A 17,683-nucleotide genomic window follows, 5' to 3' on the forward strand; every position below is an offset into this window, starting at 1 on the left:
CGGTCTTTTTACTTTTATCTATTTTTAGTTTTGGTAACTAAAAAATAATACTATAACTTTGCCCCGTTCATTAACGTATTGATGTTATCAAGAAAGGTGGAGGGAATAGACCCTTTGAAACCTTAGCAACCCTTTGTGCAAACAAAGAAGGTGCTACATTCTACTGCTTCGGCAGAGAGATAACGAAAAGAATTTTACTTCCTCTTTTCCTGATAACAGCACACTAAATATCAGGAATGTCAAACATTTATCAAGAAATACAAAAACGAATCCTCGTGCTCGATGGTGCTATGGGAACCATGCTTCAGGAATATAAATTTACTGAAGAAGATTTTCGCGGAGAACGTTTTAAAGACTACCCAACACCGTTGCAAGGAAACAACGATTTGTTATCCATTACACAACCCGAAGCCGTAAAAGAAGTACACAGAAAATACTTTGCGGCAGGAGCAGACATTGTAGAAACCAACACTTTTTCAGGAACTACCATTGCCATGGCAGATTACCAACTAGAAGAGTTGGTATACGAGTTAAATTACCAATCTGCCAAAATAGCCAAAGAAGTAGCGGAGGAATTTACCGCAAAAGAACCGCACAAACCTCGTTTTGTGGCGGGTTCTATTGGACCTACCAACCGTACGGCAAGCATGTCTCCAGACGTAAACGATCCAGGATATAGAGCGGTAACTTTCGACGAGTTACGCATTGCGTATAAACAACAAGTAGAAGCTTTAATAGATGGTGGCTCAGATATTTTATTGGTAGAAACCGTATTTGATACCCTAAATGCCAAAGCTGCTTTATTTGCCATTGAAGAGGTAAAAGCGGAACGAAATATCAAAATTCCTATCATGGTTTCAGGAACCATTACCGATGCTTCAGGTAGAACATTATCTGGACAAACAGCCGAGGCTTTTCTGATTTCTATTTCTCATATTCCGTTGCTGTCGGTAGGATTCAACTGCGCTTTAGGGGCTAATTTATTACAACCTCACTTAGAGGCGATAGCCTCTAAAACGGAGTTTGCTATTTCTGCACATCCAAATGCAGGACTACCCAATGCCTTTGGAGAATATGACGAAACTCCAGAAGAAACAGCGGAGCAAATAGAAGAATATTTAAAGAAAAACTTAATCAACATTATAGGAGGGTGCTGTGGTACCACACCTAAACATATTTCAGCTATCGCAGCTATCGCAGCGAAGTACAAACCACGAAAAGCTGAATTTGTTGCAGCAGTACAAAATAGTTAGTAGATGAGTGAGGAAAGAAGATACATGAAGTTATCGGGGTTAGAACCGTTAATTATAACACCCGAAAGTAATTTTATCAATGTAGGGGAGCGCACAAACGTAGCAGGATCACGTAAATTTCTTCGATTGATTAAAGAAGAAAAGTTCGATGAAGCCTTGGCAATTGCGCGTCATCAAGTGGATGGAGGAGCGCAAATCATCGATATTAATATGGATGATGGTTTAATTGAAGGAAAAGAAGCGATGGTACGTTTCTTAAACTTAATAGCTTCTGAACCTGATATTGCCAGAGTTCCTATTATGATTGACAGTTCTAAATGGGAGATTATTGAAGCTGGATTACAGGTAGTACAAGGAAAATCGGTAGTAAATTCCATTTCTTTAAAAGAAGGAGAAGAAAAGTTTATTTGGGAAGCTACGCAGATAAAACGATACGGAGCTGCAGTAATTATCATGGCTTTTGATGAAGTAGGACAAGCAGATACTTACGAACGAAGAATCAAAATTGCAGAGCGTTCGTATAATATATTAACCGACACTGTCGGTTTTCCGCCAGAAGATATCATTTTCGATTTAAATATTTTCCCAGTGGCAACTGGAATGGAAGAGCACCGAAAAAACGCATTGGATTTTATTGAAGCTACCCGATGGGTGCGCGAAAATTTACCGCATGTAAGTGTGAGTGGTGGAGTAAGTAACGTATCATTTTCTTTTAGAGGAAATAATGTCGTTCGTGAAGCCATGCATTCGGTATTCTTATACTATGCCATTAAAGCAGGAATGAATATGGGAATTGTGAATCCGACGATGTTAGAAGTCTACGATGATATTCCGAAGGATTTATTAGAACATATTGAAGATGTTGTTTTAGATAGAAGAGACGATGCTACTGAACGTTTATTAGAGTTTGCGGAAACGGTAAAAGGAACTAAAAAAGAAAGCAGTGAGCAAGTTTTAGAATGGAGAAGTTTACCACTACAAGACCGTATTACACATTCTTTAGTAAAAGGAATAGATGCTTTTATAGAAGAAGATGCTGAAGAAGCTCGTTTGAGTGTAGCAAAACCACTACATGTAATTGAGGGACATTTAATGACGGGAATGAATGTAGTAGGAGATTTATTTGGTGCAGGAAAAATGTTTTTACCGCAAGTAGTAAAATCTGCCCGAGTGATGAAGAAAGCCGTAGCCTATTTGAATCCGTTTATTGAAGCAGAGAAAAGCGAGGAGCAAAAAGCTATTGGAAAAATATTAATGGCAACCGTAAAAGGAGATGTGCACGATATTGGTAAAAACATCGTATCTGTAGTGTTAGGCTGTAACAATTATGAAATTGTCGATTTAGGGGTGATGGTTCCACCAGAAAAAATCATAGAAACCGCTAAAAAAGAGAACGTAGATGCGATTGGTTTAAGCGGATTGATAACACCTTCGTTAGATGAAATGGTGTATTTAGCCAAAGAAATGGAACGCCAAAACTTGGAGATTCCTTTATTGATTGGTGGAGCAACAACCTCGAAAGCACATACGGCTGTAAAAATAGATACGCAGTATAAAAACGCGGTGGTGCATGTAAACGATGCATCAAGAGCAGTAACGGTAGTAGGAGATTTATTGAATAAAGAAACTTCAAACGAGTATGTGGCTAAGTTGAAGAAAGATTACGAGGAATTTCGTGATAAATTCTTAAAACGAGGAAAACAGAAGCACTACATACCTATTGAGGAAGCTAGAGAGCGAAAATTCAAAATAGATTGGGATACTACGAATATTACCAAGCCTAGAGAGCTAGGCGTACAAAAACTAGAACAAGTAAGTTTAAAAGATTTGGTACCTTATTTTGACTGGAGTCCGTTTTTTCGCTCGTGGGATTTACATGGAAAGTTCCCTGATATTTTAGAAGATGAAGTAGTAGGAGTAGAGGCAACCAATTTGTTTGCAGATGCTCAAAAGATGTTGCAACAAATTATAGAAAAGCAAGCGTTAAAGCCCAAAGCTATTTTTGGTTTGTTTGAGGCAAACTCTATGAACGACGATGATATTTCAGTTCAAAAGAAAGGAAAAGAAGTCGCCATATTTAGAACCTTACGTCAGCAATTAAAAAAGCGTGAAGGAAAACCAAGTTTTGCGTTGGCAGATTTTATTGCGCCTAAAGAAACTGAAAGAACGGATTATATAGGAGCTTTCTGTACCGCCATTTTTGGAGCAGATGAATTAGCACTGCAATACAAAGAAAAGCACGATGATTACAATGCTATTATGGCACAAGCCCTTGCCGATCGTTTTGCTGAAGCCTTTGCCGAATACTTACATCATAAGGTAAGAACCAAGCACTGGGGCTATGCTTCTGAAGAAAACTTAACCAATGATGAATTAATAAAAGAAGATTATAAAGGAATTCGTCCTGCACCCGGGTATCCTGCATGTCCAGATCATTTAGAAAAAGAAACGATTTGGGAGCTTTTACAAGTTGAAGAAAATATAGGGGTAAGCTTAACAGAAAGTTTAGCCATGTGGCCAGCAGCAGCCGTTTCAGGATACTATTTTGCCAATGAAGAAGCCAAGTATTTCGGTTTAGGTAAAATAACAGACGATCAGGTAAGAGATTTTGCAGAGCGGAAAAATATTCCCTTAGAAAAAGCCAGAAAATGGTTACATCCAAACATATCAGACAATTAAAAATAATTTAAAAATAAACAAACAAGAGAGCGTATTTAATTAACAATAAGTTTTAAGTTAGGTAAACTAAAAACTACAAAACAGTAGTAATATTGCCATATAAAAAATCAATAAAATTAGACAAATGAAAAAGTATAATTTAGAGATTCGATTTGCAATACAGCTACTGGTAATGGCAGTCGTATCGTTGTTGGCAGCTTCATTGGTATAGTTAAATACGCCTTTATAAGATAGACTTATGAAGGTAATAGAACACTTAGAAAAAGCAAATGGAACCTCGTTGTTTTCGTTTGAAATACTTCCACCGTTAAAGGGAGATACAATCGAGTCAATATTCAAAAATATTGATCCGTTAATGGAGTTCAATCCGCCGTTTATAGACGTAACCTATCACCGTGAGGAATACGTGTATAAAGAGTTAGGAGACGGACTTTTAAAAAAGCAAGTAGTAAAAAAGCGTCCGGGTACTGTTGGTATTTGTGCGGCGATTCAAAATAAATACCAAGTAGATGCCATTCCGCATATTTTATGTGGAGGGTTTACCAAAGAAGACACCGAGAACTTCTTAATTGACCTCGATTTTTTAGGAATTGATAACGTTGTTGCATTGCGTGGAGATGCAGTAAAAAGCGAAACTTATTTTAAGCCAGAAAATGACGGACATGCATACGCAAGTGAGTTAGTTACGCAAATAGAGAACTTAAATAAAGGAAGGTATTTAGATGATGATTTGCAAAACTCATCAAAAACCGATTTCTGTATTGGAGTAGCTGGATATCCTGAAAAGCACATGGAGGCACCAAGTTTAGATTCTGATATTCACTTTTTAAAGAAGAAAATTAAAAACGGAGCAAACTATGTGGTAACGCAAATGTTTTTCGACAATCAAAAGTATTTTGAGTTTGTAAAAAAATGTAGAGAAGAGGGAATTACGGTTCCTATTATTCCGGGGTTAAAGCCAATTTCAACTAAAAAACAATTGAATTTAATTCCGCATCGTTTTAAAGTTGATTTACCAGATGCGTTGGTAAAAGAGGTTGTGAACTGTAAGAGTAACGCAGAGGTACGACAAGTAGGAGTAGAGTGGTGCATTGCTCAAAGTAAGGAATTACAACAAAAAGGAGTGCCTATTTTACATTATTACTCAATGGGAAGATCAACTAATATTCAACAAATAGCTGAAGCAGTTTTTTAATCGCAGGTCGATAGCCAAAGGTTTGATTCTTTGAGGAAGTTAATCACTAATTGTCATTTTGAACAGAGTGAAGTAGTCTGTATGTCGACAAACAGGTTATTTTGTCGTATCCTCCTCGTAATGACTTCTTGTCATTCCGAACGGAAGAGTGGAATCTCATCTAATTAGAGCAAGAAATAATCTTAGAGGTTCAGCTTACATTATTATAAAGAAATAATGAATGATTACCGTTAACACTAATTAACATAACTTGTTGATAGCGCTAAGTTGAAAGTAATATATTTACATGTTAAATAAAGAAAATATGGAAGAAAAATTAGCTAAAGCAATAGCGCTAAGAAGTGATAAAAAGTATTCTGAAGCTGAAATATTATTAAAAGAGTTAATTGAAGACTATCCTAATGAGGCTAAAGTATACTATCATTATGCATGGCTTTGTGATAATATGGAACGAGAAACTGAAGCTAGACCAAAATATGAAAAAGCACTTGAATTAGGGTTAGAAGGAGAAGATGTAATTGGTTGTTATCTAGGGCTTGGAAGTACTTACAGATGTATTGGTGAATATGAAAAGTCAATCGCTCTTTTGGATAAAGCAATTAAAGAATATCCATCAAATAAAGAGTACAAAGTTTTTAAAGCTATGGCTTTATATAATGTGAATGAGCATAAGGAAGCAATGAATTTATTATTGAATGTTATTGCTAGTACAAGTTCAGATAAAGGAGTTCAAGAATATCAAAAAGCGATTGAGTATTATTCTGATAAACTAGAAAAAACGTTTAAATAGAAATGAAATTACCATTATATCAAATAGATGCTTTTACAGATAAAGTATTTGGAGGAAATCCAGCCTGTGTTGTTCCGTTACAAAATTGGCTTCCTGATGATGTTCTTTTAAAAATAGCTAAGGAAAATGCGGTGGCAGAAACAGCTTTTTTTGTTGATAAGGGAGAGAAAATTCATTTAAGATGGTTTACTCCAGAAATTGAAATGGATTTATGCGGGCATGCAACACTTGCCACTGCTCACTGTTTACACTCAATTTTAAACTATTCTCATAACAAAATAGTATTCGAAACGTTGAGTGGTGATTTAATCATTACGATTGAAAAGGACTTTTATTCGATGGATTTGCCTTCTCGAATGCCTGTTGCTTCTGAGTTACCTGAAATTATTCAGAAGTCTTTAAATTTAGTACCTAAAGAGGTTTTAAAGTCGAGAGATTATGTATTAGTATATGATTCTGAAGAGGAAATAAAGAATGTGAAAGTAGACAGACAAACCTTTGATCAAATAAATCTAGATCCAGGAGGGGTAGTAATTACTGCTATAGGAGATAACTGTGATTTTGTATCAAGATATTTTACGCCACAATCCTCTATTTTAGAAGACCCTGTTACTGGTTCTTCTCATTGTTCATTGGTACCATTTTGGAGCTCTCGATTGAATAAAGATAATCTTGATGCAATACAAGTTTCTGAAAGAGTAGGAGTACTAAAGTGCCAAAATAAAAAGGATAGGGTCATAATAAGTGGTAAAGCCAAGACGTATTCAGAAGGAAACTTGTGGATAGAATAACTAGTGTTTAAGAAGTCGTCATTCCGAGCGAGGTACGAGGAGGAATCTCATTAAAACGAATAACTCATTTTCATGAGATTTCTCACACTTCGTTTTACTCGGTTCGAAATGACAATAAGCAATCTGTTTATTTAGAACTCAAAATATAAAGATTGCTTCACTCTTGTTCGCAATGACGTACTTATCTTCTTATAAGTAATTATTAATTGCTTTTAGCCTTTATAAAATCAGAAATTAAATAGCTGATATACTTTCCTACCTGTCCGTTAGCTATTTCATCTTTAACTACAGCAGGAGCCCCCTCACAAATATGTAAATAAGAAGCATTTCGTAGCTTTCCAAAGTAATGTGTAAATCTACGTGCTTGTTGTGGGGTAAATCCGCTAGGTGTCATAGCACTACTTGGAAAGTGTTGCACACAATCCAAATCGATTTCAATTCCGAAAGGAGTGTTTTCTATAAAACTTTCAGCACGTTGTAATTCTCCATCAAAAGAAGTAGACTGATACACTTCTAATTCTTCAAAAGTATTGTATTCTAGGTTTAAACTATCGTGAATCATTTCAAAAATATACTGAGGTGTATAGTTCTCATGCAACCCGAACATAAAGTAATTTTGAATAAAACCTTCTTGTAAGGCATACGAAAATCCGTTACCACTATGACGTTCTTCTAAACGACGTAAATCGGTATGCGCATCTAAGTTAATCACATTTACAGGTTGGTTTTTTCCTTTAGAAAGTCCTTTAATATTTCCGTAAGCATTGTTATGTCCACCACCAATAATAATAGGAATTTTACCACTTTCAACAATTGTTTTGATAAGTTTAGAAAGCTCTTTATCTATCGCTTTTACTAATAAATCACCTTTTTCTCTATCAGAAGCATCAAAACTATAAACCTCATCCAAACAATCTAAATATCCTAAAACTAGGATGTTATTTCCGTCAATAAACTGATTCTGCTGTGTATTTAAAAATGCTTTTAAAGCAGGAATAAAAGCCGTATGTGCGCCTCCATTTCCGCCATTCATACGAACACCAATATCTTCTGGAACTCCTAAAATAACAAAAGTTGCAGTTGAGTTTTCAAGAGCTAATTGTAGTTCTTTTTTAGAGTCGATTACAGCAACGCACTGTCCTAATTTTGTTTCGCCTTCACGAGGGGTTACAAACTCTTGTATGTCTTTTTCGTTGAATATTGTTAGCATATTATTGTATTGTCATTCCTGCGTAGGCAGGATTTTTTTTGTTAGTTATACCAGTTTTTAGCTAAATCTTCCCAATTAGGCTTCTCTTTAATTACTAAATTTATTTTCCAAGCTCTTTTCCATTTTTTCATATTTTTCTCTCTTTTTATAGCTTCCTCAATAAATTGGTACTCTTCAAAGTAAATCAATTTATCTAGGTTGTATTTAGAAGAAAAACCTTTTACAAGTTTGTTTTTATGTTCAAAGATTCTTCTTTCAAGATTGTTAGTAACACCAATATATAAAACACCTTCTTTTTTGTTTGTAACGATATAAATATAATATTGATGATTGGTTTTATACATCTTAATATCCTCTAAGAGATTCCTGCCTACGCAGGAATGACAAGCTTTGTTAAAACGTCATTTCGAACTGAAGTATAACGAAAGGAGAAATCTTAATGTAGAGTAGAGTTAAATTCATTATTCACCTTAATTAGATTTAGCTTTGCTGAACTTTACGGTTTCTCGTTATCACTCGGAATGACAGTTTACACATAGTTTAGTTTATGAAACCTCTTTTCCGTTGATGAACACTGAATCTATTAAATTACTTCCGAAGGAATACGGTAAAAATCCATACGAAGGAATTTCTTTTGTTAGGATTAAATTTGCTTTTTTTCCTTTGGTAATACTTCCAACCTCATCCGATAAGTTCATTGCATAGGCTCCGTTAATGGTTGCTGCATTAATCGCTTCTTCTGGGGTCATTTTCATTTTAATACAAGCCGTTGCTACCACAAAATTCATATTTCCTGATGGAGTAGACCCTGGGTTGTAATCGGTTGCTAGTGCTAACGGTAATCCTGCATTTATAATATCACGAGCTGGCGTGTACGGAATACTTAAAAAGTACGAACACGACGGTAAGGCAACAGGCATGGTTTGCGTTCCTTTCAACGCTTCAATGTCTTCTGTGTTCATTACTTCTAGGTGATCTACCGATAAGGCATTGTGTTTTATACTCACTTGCACACCGCCAATAGTTGTAAACTGATTTACGTGTACTTTTGGTGTTAATCCGTATTGTTGCGCAGCAGTTAAAATTCTGTCGGTATCTTCTACTGAGAAATATCCCGTTTCACAGAAAGCATCTACAAAATCCGCTAGTTTTTCTTCGGCAACTTTAGGTAACATTTCCTCAATAATTAAATTGATGTATCCTTCATTGTTGTTTTTATATTCGGTAGGGAAGGCATGTGCTCCTAAAAAAGTAGCTTTGATAGGAATGTTGTAGTTTTCGCGTAGCTTTTTAATTACACGTAACATTTTTAATTCAGCGTCTACGGTTAAACCATATCCTGATTTTATTTCAACTGCTCCCGTACCTAAAGCAATCACTTCCTCTAATCGTTTTGCCGATTGTTGGTATAGCTCTTCTTCTGACGTTTCTTGTAACTTCTTTGCCGAATTTACAATACCACCACCACGATTGGCAATTTCTTCATAACTCAATCCGTTAATTCTATCCACAAACTCTTGTTCACGATTGCCAGCATATACAATGTGTGTATGCGAATCGCACCAAGTAGGTAACATCATTTTACCAGTACAATCCACCGTTTTATCAGCAGAAGCAGGAACTTTTTTCATGCTTCCATAGTCAGTAATAATACCATTTTCAACCAATAAAAAAGCGTTTTTTATGGTAGGTAAAATGTTCATCGAAGCTCCTGATACTTTTTGGGTACTTGTTTCTCTAATTTGGATTAATTCTTTGATGTTTATGAATAAAGTTGTCATGTTGAATGCTTAAATTTGTTAGACAAACTTACGGTAAAAACTACAATTTATGGTACATTTTTTAGGAGTGATTTGTGTTTTAATTCTCTTTTTTATCTCGTTAATTCACGTTTATTGGGCTTTTGGAGGAACTTTATGGGTAAATGCTGTCATACCAACCAGAACAGCCAATGAAAAGGCAATGAATCCGCCTAAACTACTAACGTTTGTAGTGGCTATGGTTATCAGCGGTTTTGCTGTTGTGTATGCAGAAAAAATACAGTTATTTACGTTAGGTTCAATACCCACATGGTTACAAGAGTATGGACTTTATGTGGTAGCCAGCATTTTTCTCATTAGAGCTATAGGTGATTTTAAGTATGTAGGCTTTTTTAAGAAAGTTAAAGCAACAGAGTTTGCTATAAACGATACCAAGTATTTTTCTCCACTATGCTTGTTTTTAGGAGTAGTTGGGTTGTTGATAGTATTTTTAAGGTAGGAGTGAACAAGTGGTTGTTTATAGCTATTGTTGGGTGCAGTTATACGTTTTTCAATTTAGTTCTATTCATTCGGTTTACAATATAGAAACCAATTATAGCTAAAGGGATTCCAATTCGGAAATGCTTTCCGCTATAAATACCGTTAAAACCCTCGTAAAAAAGGTTAAGCTCAATTCCAATTCCGATTAAAGTTAAAATTGAGTAAACTATAAGCAATGTCTTTCCGCTTTTATTTGTTTTATTCCATACAATAAAACTGAAAATCAGATAACATAAATATCCGAGAATTGCCGAGTTAAGATAGGTTTCCATTGACGTGTTCAACGCGATATCAATTATAGAAAATTTTAATTGAACGTTTAGAAATTCAATTCCGTTTTCAATTCGAAATATGACTAAAAAGACTGAAAATATCAATCCTAAAATCAAAAGTATGTTTTCAGCTTTCATTTTTCAAAATTATTAGCAATGTTCTAGCATGACCGTAAGTTACGGGTTTATATATGTTAATTTTCAGGTTAGTTATCGAAGTTTGTAATTATTAAGGGTTGGGACGTAGTCAAATCCGCTGTAATTGCGGTTATACATTGTCTGGGACAGTTATTTTTATCCGCTCAATATTTTCAAAAGGTTCTTTTTCCTCAATATATTCCAATAGGTCAAAAACGATTCCAGTTTTGCCTTTTTCAATTTCAGCGTTTACAATTCGCTCCAGTTTTTTTATACCAATAGCATCAACTCCATAGTAATCTATAAGAATAGAACTATTATTTTCAAAGAGAGCTTTTATGATTAAGGCTTTTCGATTGATGAATCCAATCTCTTCAAACTTATCTTTTAATTTAACTCCTATTTCGTCTGCAATTCTTATGGCGCTTTGCTTGTCAATTTTCTTTTTCTTAACTAAATATTTCTCAATTGTAAAAGGAAATAATTTTGCCAAAATTGAATTTTGAGAGTAATTCTTTGCCCAAGGTAAATTAGTATTCTCTCTTTGAAAACGTTTTATTAATTCAATTGTTAGGTCAAATCCAATAATTTTTACACTAGGAATATAAAGTCGAATTAGTTTTCCTTTTTTTAATTCAAATTCGGGTACAGAAATTCCGTTTAATTCAAATTCTTTGTTATGGAAAATGCAGTTTGCCATAATTGTAACTAACAGTTTTATATAAAATTAATGACGTGTTTAAACACTTAATTTAGCTAATACAAACCGAATAGAAAATCTGCAAGGATTTTCGTAAGTAGGCTAGAACTAGCAATGGATTATATACGGTGTTGTACTTAGTTATTTTTCAATTCCAAATTTGTTTTACTTTATTCCACCAACTTTTGTTTTCAGTTGTTGTATTTAATCCAGATTTACTGGGCTTTTTTTTAAATTCAATTCCGATAATAGGAAAAGACACTTCTTTGATGTAATCCATAATCCAATTATCGGCTTGTTTTACTAATTCAATTCGATTTTTTAATTCCGATGATACTGTTTTAACAATTTCCAATTTTTCTTTCTCATTTTCATTTGTATTGTCGTAAATCATTACACAAAGAGCTTCGATTAAAGTATTTCGTTTTCCAATATCAATACTTTCTTTGTCTATAAATTTTAAATACAAATGAATATTATCGTACTCTTGGGCAAGTAGCAAGTCTTCATCTTGTGACGAAAAATATAACTCGGTATTTTCAGTCCATTCTTTAAGTAATTCTTCGTCTATTTTGGGTTTGTTTGAACTCATAGAAGAAAAGCCTTTTTTTCCACACTTTTTACATTCCAAACCGTACACAAAACTATCCTTTAATTCAAATGCAGATTCTCTCTTACTAACCTCAATTGAGATAGTATTTCCGCAGTCACAAGTTTTATTATATTGGTAGGTCATAATTAAGCACAACTTGTTTATATATGTATAAAATACGCCGTTATACAACCAAAAAGTAAAGTATAAGAGTACCTTTATTGTTCTTTCATTTTGTTGCTATTCTCCATGTAAGGGAAATTAAAAAAGGAAGCCATAGCAATTTCACTCTCCCAAATATAAAAAAATAAACACAAGAAAGGATGCCACTTTTATAGGTACAACATCTTGTATCTAAGAAGAGTAACACCAAACAAGTAAAGGGATACGAATAGGTGCGTGTGTAGAATAATGTTTGTTAGCATAGTATGTCGTATGCTTTTAAAGGTATTGCACATCAGTTAGTTATGTGTTTTTCTTTTATACATGTAATACGTGTATTCGTGATTGATTATCAGTCGTTTACTACCTTTTTTTTATAATGTGTTTATCAATTTCTCAACTTTATAATAACAAATGACATAAAATAATAAGTGCAGTAGGGGGACTTAAAAAACTGCATTCGTACTCAGGTAAAGCCTAAAGGATTGTTAGTTATATAACGTATTTGATTAGGTTTTTAATCTGCTGTCGAAAATAACTTAGTAAACATTAAATACAATATATTATGAAAAATTCTCAATTCCCCTACGGCATTAACGCTTGGATCTTTTTAAATGAAGATGAACCACCAAAGACGAACTACAATAGTCCTGATAGCTGTTTTCAATCGCTTATTACATACAAAGTATATGACAGTGTAACCTCACTTGGAATTGCTTTTTTTGAAGTGGTTCCCGCCACCAAAGGATCAACCATTAAAATGGGAGACTCATCACACCCAGGTGGGCTTACGAATCAAGATTATTTAAACTATGTACTTAGGGATGCTCGCCAAGTGAATCCGAATATTAAGTTTTTAGCAACGATGGTATATTCGGGAGATAATACACTGGCGTCTATTTTTTCACCTGGTGGAAACGAACAAGAAGAGGCAACTAATTTTGCTAATAATTTGGTAGCTTATTTAAAAGAGACTGGAATGAACGGACTGGATGTTGACTGGGAAGGTAATGTGTCTACACGCATGACTCAATCTCAATTTAAAACGTTGTTTTCTACGATTCGCTCAGTGTTTGATAAGCAGCCAGTAAAATATTACTTGTCGTTCACTCCTGCATGGCCAACTAATTCGATTGATTATCCAACGGTAAATAACGCATTTGATTTTGTATCACCGCAGTTTTATGATGGCATGCCTTTATCTGAATTTATAAGTGCTGGAATATCGCCAGAGAAAATTGGTTATGGTGCGCAATTTGAACCTGGAAATGCAGCACCTAACTCTAGTGCTCAACAAGTTTGGAATCGAGTTTCTGATGGATTTACTAATAAAGGTGCTACTTATGAGTATCAAGATATTTTTATGTGGCGTTTTAACTCTGGAAACTTCCAGTTTGAGCAAGCCCAATTTATGATTCTTAATCAGTTAGCAAATCCATTACCAAATAATACATTTGATGATACTCCGATAGTTGGAGCGGCTGGGAATCCAAATATTACGCAAATGACGATTCGTTCGGGCGATGTACTTGATGCTATCCAAACAGTAAATACTGGAACTGGACCTTATAATACGGGGACTCAGGGTAATAATACAGGTGTGTTTACGTTGCTACAGCATGGAGGAAATAGTGGAGTGGCTAAAACGATAGATATTCCTCAAAACGATCCAATCGTAACTGTTTCTGGTTATACAGGTGTGTGGTATGGTTGGCAATGTGTATTACAAATAACTTTAACAGGTAAAAGCGGCGCTTCTTATGGTCCTTTCGGAACTATGAATGGTTCAGCTATGCAAACACCTTTTAAACAGTCTGCTGAAGCAGGACAAAGTTTAGTAGCATTTAAAGGTGCTACCGTAAGCGTTCCGTTGGCTAATGGTAGTCACACAGAAATTATAGCTAGCTTAAATGCTGTTTTTGCGAAGCCTTTTGTAGCTCAGAAATTAACCGAAAAGACACTTTCTCTTTAAGTTTTAGTATAATAGAAAGTATATAAGATACTTTTAAAATAGCATAGGCTATGTGTCATTAAAGTGGCACATAGCCTTACTATTATTTATTCTCTAAAAAATAAGTAAATATTGTCTTGATTTATTGGTTTCCAGTTTTTAGCATGGAAACTGTTTTCTCCCCAGTAAATTATAAGATTTATATGGTCTATTTTTACAGAATCGGTTGTTTGTGTTAATAGGTTTAAAGTGTATTTACTTTTTACAATTTAATAAACTTAAAGAGAAGAATGTAATTAGTAATATGTTTTTCATTTTATATCTTTTTCTTTGACACTTCGTTTCCTAAATATAGGAATAGTACGGGGTTAAAAGGGACTCATTTTTTGGTTTAGCATTTAGCTAATTTTATAATTTTGCCTCTGTTTTAAACAGTTTACCCAAAAAAAATGTATAAAAACCCAAAATTTCTACTATTAAGTTTATGGTGAGCTTTATGAAATGTATTTGTTGTGAAAATAAATAAGAAAGGATTATAGATGTTTCTATTTAAATGTGTGATTAAACCATTAGCCATAATTATTTTTCTATAAAGCTCATAGGGGTTGGATACCAGTCTTTTACTTTCTTTTTAGCTTTCTTATAATTCCAAGGTAAAACATATAATGTATCAATATTATCCCATCTATCTTTTACTTTATTTGCTTTAAAATCAATTGATGTTTCAGTAAAATTGTATGTATATACTTTTTCAAATTCGTGTCTTATTTTTTCATATTCTAGCCCAAGTTTTCTGTGTTTTTCCGATTTTTCGTTTGGTCTGAGAAAAGTTAGAACCGCAGAAAATAAGGCAGCAACTGCAGAGAAAATTGCTGTAAAAAACTCTTGTCTGAAAATTAAATAGAGATTATTATAATCTTCGGTTGAGATTTCTGGAAAAGTATAAGATGATGCTATTACCGAAGTAATCGCTATTATACTAATACTTAAAATAGTATAAATCCAACTATACATCGTAGATTCAAAATAATGGGCATATTCTAACTGATGTACCTTTCTAGTCCAATCTAATAGCATTAACTCTCTTTTAGTCATTTGAAATTTGTCTTGAAATTTGATTTATAAGATTAGTTGGGTCAATTATTTTTTTTCGGTTTACCTCTGATTCTTTAATATTCTTTGGACCGACAACTATAGACTTTGCAAGACCGTCCTTTCCAGTAAAAGAGAAAAATGTTGCTAAAATATGGCTAGAGGCCTGTTTGGATTTATGAAGTTTTCCTGCCTCTATCTCATAATTATCACCTGCTTGATAATGTTCATTTGCCGTTTTTTCTATTTCGATATCAATGTTTTTATTTATGGCCATTGAAGTGTGCCTATTTACTTGGTTTAGTGAATCGTTATATTTTACTTTGAATAATGAGTAATTTGAATTTTCGGAATTCTCTTCATAATCATATCGTTCATTGATTAACTCGCCAGTAATTACCCAACTCTTAGCAAAAAAAGTATGTGTGTGAATACTGAACATTTCACATTTTTCTAAATCCATATATTCCCATAAAGATTTATCCCAGATATGTAATCTGATAAAATCAAATTCTTCAAGAGTAGGATCAAATTTAAATAATGGGATAGATAAGAATCCTTGAGAACCTATTGATGAAATTGTATGTTTAACTGGTATTTCTAAAATAGATTTTGAAATATATTTCCAAACATCATTTATATCTAGATTTATATCATTTTCACGGGAATATCTAATTTTAGTGACGCCAATTATTCTATTCACTATTGACTTGACTTCTTTATCATCTATTTTCTTTGTATAATTTTCCAATTCGTCAATACTTATTGAATTGGAGTTTTTGAAGATATTAGAAGCTAGGTTTCTATTTTGGAATTTATTCTTGAATTTTTCATTATAACTTTTAAGGATTGCTAAATAAAAATCTTGAAAGTTTTCTTTTTTAATTGTGATCATATCTTGATTAAATAATTACGGCTAACTTGTTTATATACGTAATAAAATTACTGTTATATTCCCTTAATGATAGGATATGCGGAACTTTTAGCAATTTTTATTAACATTCCCAAATATAAAAAAAGGAAGATAAAAAAGTGTAACTTTTTTATCGGGTCAACACACGAAGCCTAATCGGGTCGACACTCCTTGCTTAAGGGGAGCAACACCAAACAACAAAAAAGATAAAAATAGGAGCGTGTGTAGAAAAATGTTTGTTAGCTGCTGTGGGGTATAAAGAGACTATAAAAAAATGCTGTTTAGATAAATGTAAACAGCATTTTGATAGTGGGTTAAATAGCTTCAATTTCTTGATATATCTTCTTTTTAGAGTTTTCAAAAATAGCTCCTCCAAACTCCTCATTATCTAAAGAAATGATGGTAATATCTTTAATCCCCATAATTCCAAAAACAAACTTTAAATAGGTTGTTTGGAAGTTCATATGTTCGTTTTTTTCATTTTCACCATAGCCAGTATCGCCCCGGCTAGATAGAATAAACATTTTTTTGTTTTTTAAAAGACCTACATAATCACCATCGGGTGTTCCTGAGCGGAATTTCCATGTTTCATTAATCCTCATAAGCTGATCGATGTAAGCTTTTAATCCGCTAGGTATAGACCAATTGTACATAGGCGTACCAAGAACATACACATCGTGTTCTTTAAATTCTTTAATTAGATCATTGCTCAAAGCAACTCCTGATTGATTTTCTGCGGTTCTTTCTTCAGGTTTCATAAACGCACTAGCAATCCATTCTTCGTCAATGTGAGGTATTTCTTTTAATCCAACCTCTCGGTACGAAAACGGATCGTCAGGATGCTTTTGTTGCCAGTTATCTACAAAAAGTTGTGTTAGTTTTCTGCTGTGCGATTTTTGGTTTCTTACACTAGCATTGATAATAAGTACTTTGTTCATATCTTAATATAGTTTACATGATATGGCAAAGGTCGTTGTATAAGAAATGAAAAAAATTGACCTAGTTTAAGATGGCTTGTGTTTTTTACGAACTCTACTTAAAAACTCAGGAGTTACACCTAAGTACGAAGCAATTAAGTATTGAGGAACTTTGTCTGCTATTTTGGGGTAGTCTTTTATAAAATCAACATACCGTTGTTCTGCATCATACACATTGTTGTGAATAATTCTTCTTTGCAAGCTACCAAGATAGTTTTCGAGTATAATTCTAAAAAAACGCTCCAATTTAGGTACTTGCTTTAGCATTTCCTGAAAAGAATCATAGCGTATTTGTAACAAGTTGGTTTTTTCTATTGCTTGAATATTGTAAATAGAAGGTTGTTGCTTTTGAAAGCTATCAATATCAGTTGCCCACCAGTTTTCTATGGCAAAGTATAATACTTCTTCAGTTCCAGTAGCAGCGTTTATATAAAAGGCTTTAAGAGTTCCGTTAATTACAAAATTATCGGTTCTACATACCTCACCGTTTCTTAGAAGGTATGCTCCTTTTTCAAAAGTCTTTTCAGTCCAAAAGCTTTTAACAATACTCTCTTCTTCTGAAGTTAACTTGATGTATTTTGAAATTGATGTGATTAAGGCTTCTTTCATAAGAAAAATGAAATTAATAGAAATAAAGTTAAGAACCAAGAAGCGGGGAGTATAGATAT

General features: G+C 33.7%; 16 protein-coding genes and 1 riboswitch. Of the genes, 7 read left to right on the top strand and 9 right to left on the bottom strand.

The annotated features are described in order from the left end of the window. The first annotated feature begins 81 nt into the window (after positions 1–81). Positions 82–186, top strand: a riboswitch (SAM riboswitch). 50 nt (positions 187–236) lie between these two features. The 5 genes from V1T75_RS00245 to V1T75_RS00265 all read left to right on the top strand — a co-directional run bounded on the left by V1T75_RS00245 (position 237) and on the right by V1T75_RS00265 (position 6,708). Beyond that, positions 237–1,253, top strand: a complete 1,017-nt coding sequence (locus V1T75_RS00245; protein WP_330486553.1) for a homocysteine S-methyltransferase family protein — start codon at positions 237–239, stop codon at positions 1,251–1,253. Between the two features lie 3 nt (positions 1,254–1,256). Continuing rightward, positions 1,257–3,932: a methionine synthase gene (gene metH / locus V1T75_RS00250; RefSeq protein WP_330486554.1), complete on the top strand. Its 2,676-nt coding sequence runs from the start codon at positions 1,257–1,259 to the stop codon at positions 3,930–3,932. A gap of 238 nt (positions 3,933–4,170) precedes the next feature. Continuing rightward, positions 4,171–5,127 (top strand): methylenetetrahydrofolate reductase [NAD(P)H], encoded by a 957-nt coding sequence (gene metF, locus V1T75_RS00255; protein ID WP_330486555.1) that lies wholly within the window; start codon positions 4,171–4,173, stop codon positions 5,125–5,127. A gap of 304 nt (positions 5,128–5,431) precedes the next feature. After that, entirely contained in the window at positions 5,432–5,917 is a 486-nt protein-coding gene (locus V1T75_RS00260; RefSeq protein ID WP_330486556.1) for a tetratricopeptide repeat protein, read from the top strand. 2 nt (positions 5,918–5,919) lie between these two features. Continuing rightward, the gene (locus V1T75_RS00265; protein ID WP_330486557.1) at positions 5,920–6,708 is read left to right on the top strand and encodes a PhzF family phenazine biosynthesis protein; all 789 of its coding nucleotides are present in this window, start codon (positions 5,920–5,922) and stop codon (positions 6,706–6,708) included. A 202-nt stretch (positions 6,709–6,910) separates the two neighbouring features. Here V1T75_RS00265 and V1T75_RS00270 read toward each other — a convergent pair whose 3' ends face one another. The 3 genes from V1T75_RS00270 to hutI all read right to left on the bottom strand — a co-directional run bounded on the left by V1T75_RS00270 (position 6,911) and on the right by hutI (position 9,699). Continuing rightward, a complete protein-coding gene (locus V1T75_RS00270) occupies positions 6,911–7,918 on the bottom strand; it encodes a formimidoylglutamase (RefSeq protein ID WP_330486558.1) in 1,008 nt (335 codons plus the stop codon). A gap of 41 nt (positions 7,919–7,959) precedes the next feature. After that, entirely contained in the window at positions 7,960–8,262 is a 303-nt protein-coding gene (locus V1T75_RS00275; RefSeq protein ID WP_330486559.1) for a GIY-YIG nuclease family protein, read from the bottom strand. Positions 8,263–8,463: 201 nt separating this feature from the next. After that, the gene (gene hutI, locus V1T75_RS00280) at positions 8,464–9,699 is read right to left on the bottom strand and encodes an imidazolonepropionase (RefSeq protein WP_330486560.1); all 1,236 of its coding nucleotides are present in this window, start codon (positions 9,697–9,699) and stop codon (positions 8,464–8,466) included. A 49-nt stretch (positions 9,700–9,748) separates the two neighbouring features. On the opposite strand from hutI, the gene V1T75_RS00285 reads away from it, so the two are divergent. Next, entirely contained in the window at positions 9,749–10,177 is a 429-nt protein-coding gene (locus tag V1T75_RS00285) for a DUF3995 domain-containing protein (RefSeq protein ID WP_330486561.1), read from the top strand. A 581-nt stretch (positions 10,178–10,758) separates the two neighbouring features. Here V1T75_RS00285 and V1T75_RS00290 read toward each other — a convergent pair. After that, complete coding sequence (locus V1T75_RS00290; RefSeq protein WP_330486562.1) at positions 10,759–11,328, bottom strand: hypothetical protein; 570 nt, start codon at positions 11,326–11,328, stop codon at positions 10,759–10,761. A gap of 148 nt (positions 11,329–11,476) precedes the next feature. Beyond that, positions 11,477–12,064 carry a hypothetical protein gene (locus V1T75_RS00295; RefSeq protein ID WP_330486563.1) on the bottom strand — a complete coding sequence of 196 codons (588 nt, stop codon included), beginning with the start codon at positions 12,062–12,064 and terminating at the stop codon, positions 11,477–11,479. Positions 12,065–12,647: 583 nt separating this feature from the next. Here V1T75_RS00295 and V1T75_RS00300 point away from each other — a divergent pair. Beyond that, positions 12,648–14,054, top strand: coding sequence for a glycosyl hydrolase family 18 protein (locus V1T75_RS00300; protein WP_330486564.1), 1,407 nt, complete (start codon positions 12,648–12,650; stop codon positions 14,052–14,054). A gap of 558 nt (positions 14,055–14,612) precedes the next feature. On the opposite strand, the gene V1T75_RS00305 is transcribed toward V1T75_RS00300, so the two are convergent. The 4 genes from V1T75_RS00305 to V1T75_RS00320 form a co-directional block, all read right to left on the bottom strand. Beyond that, positions 14,613–15,128, bottom strand: a complete 516-nt coding sequence (locus V1T75_RS00305; protein WP_330486565.1) for an SLATT domain-containing protein — start codon at positions 15,126–15,128, stop codon at positions 14,613–14,615. Continuing rightward, the gene (locus tag V1T75_RS00310; RefSeq protein WP_330486566.1) at positions 15,121–16,020 is read right to left on the bottom strand and encodes a hypothetical protein; all 900 of its coding nucleotides are present in this window, start codon (positions 16,018–16,020) and stop codon (positions 15,121–15,123) included. Before V1T75_RS00310 ends, V1T75_RS00305 begins: the two co-directional genes overlap by 8 nt. Positions 16,021–16,352: 332 nt before the next feature. Beyond that, on the bottom strand, positions 16,353–16,976 hold the full coding sequence (locus V1T75_RS00315; protein WP_330486567.1) for an FMN-dependent NADH-azoreductase: 624 nt from the start codon (positions 16,974–16,976) through the stop codon (positions 16,353–16,355). Positions 16,977–17,042: 66 nt separating this feature from the next. Continuing rightward, positions 17,043–17,624, bottom strand: coding sequence for a Crp/Fnr family transcriptional regulator (locus tag V1T75_RS00320; protein ID WP_330486568.1), 582 nt, complete (start codon positions 17,622–17,624; stop codon positions 17,043–17,045). Positions 17,625–17,683 lie beyond the last annotated feature (59 nt).

Origin of the sequence: Tenacibaculum sp. FZY0031 (genome assembly GCF_036350695.1) — a bacterium.
Taxonomy (GTDB): Bacteria; Bacteroidota; Bacteroidia; order Flavobacteriales; family Flavobacteriaceae; genus Polaribacter.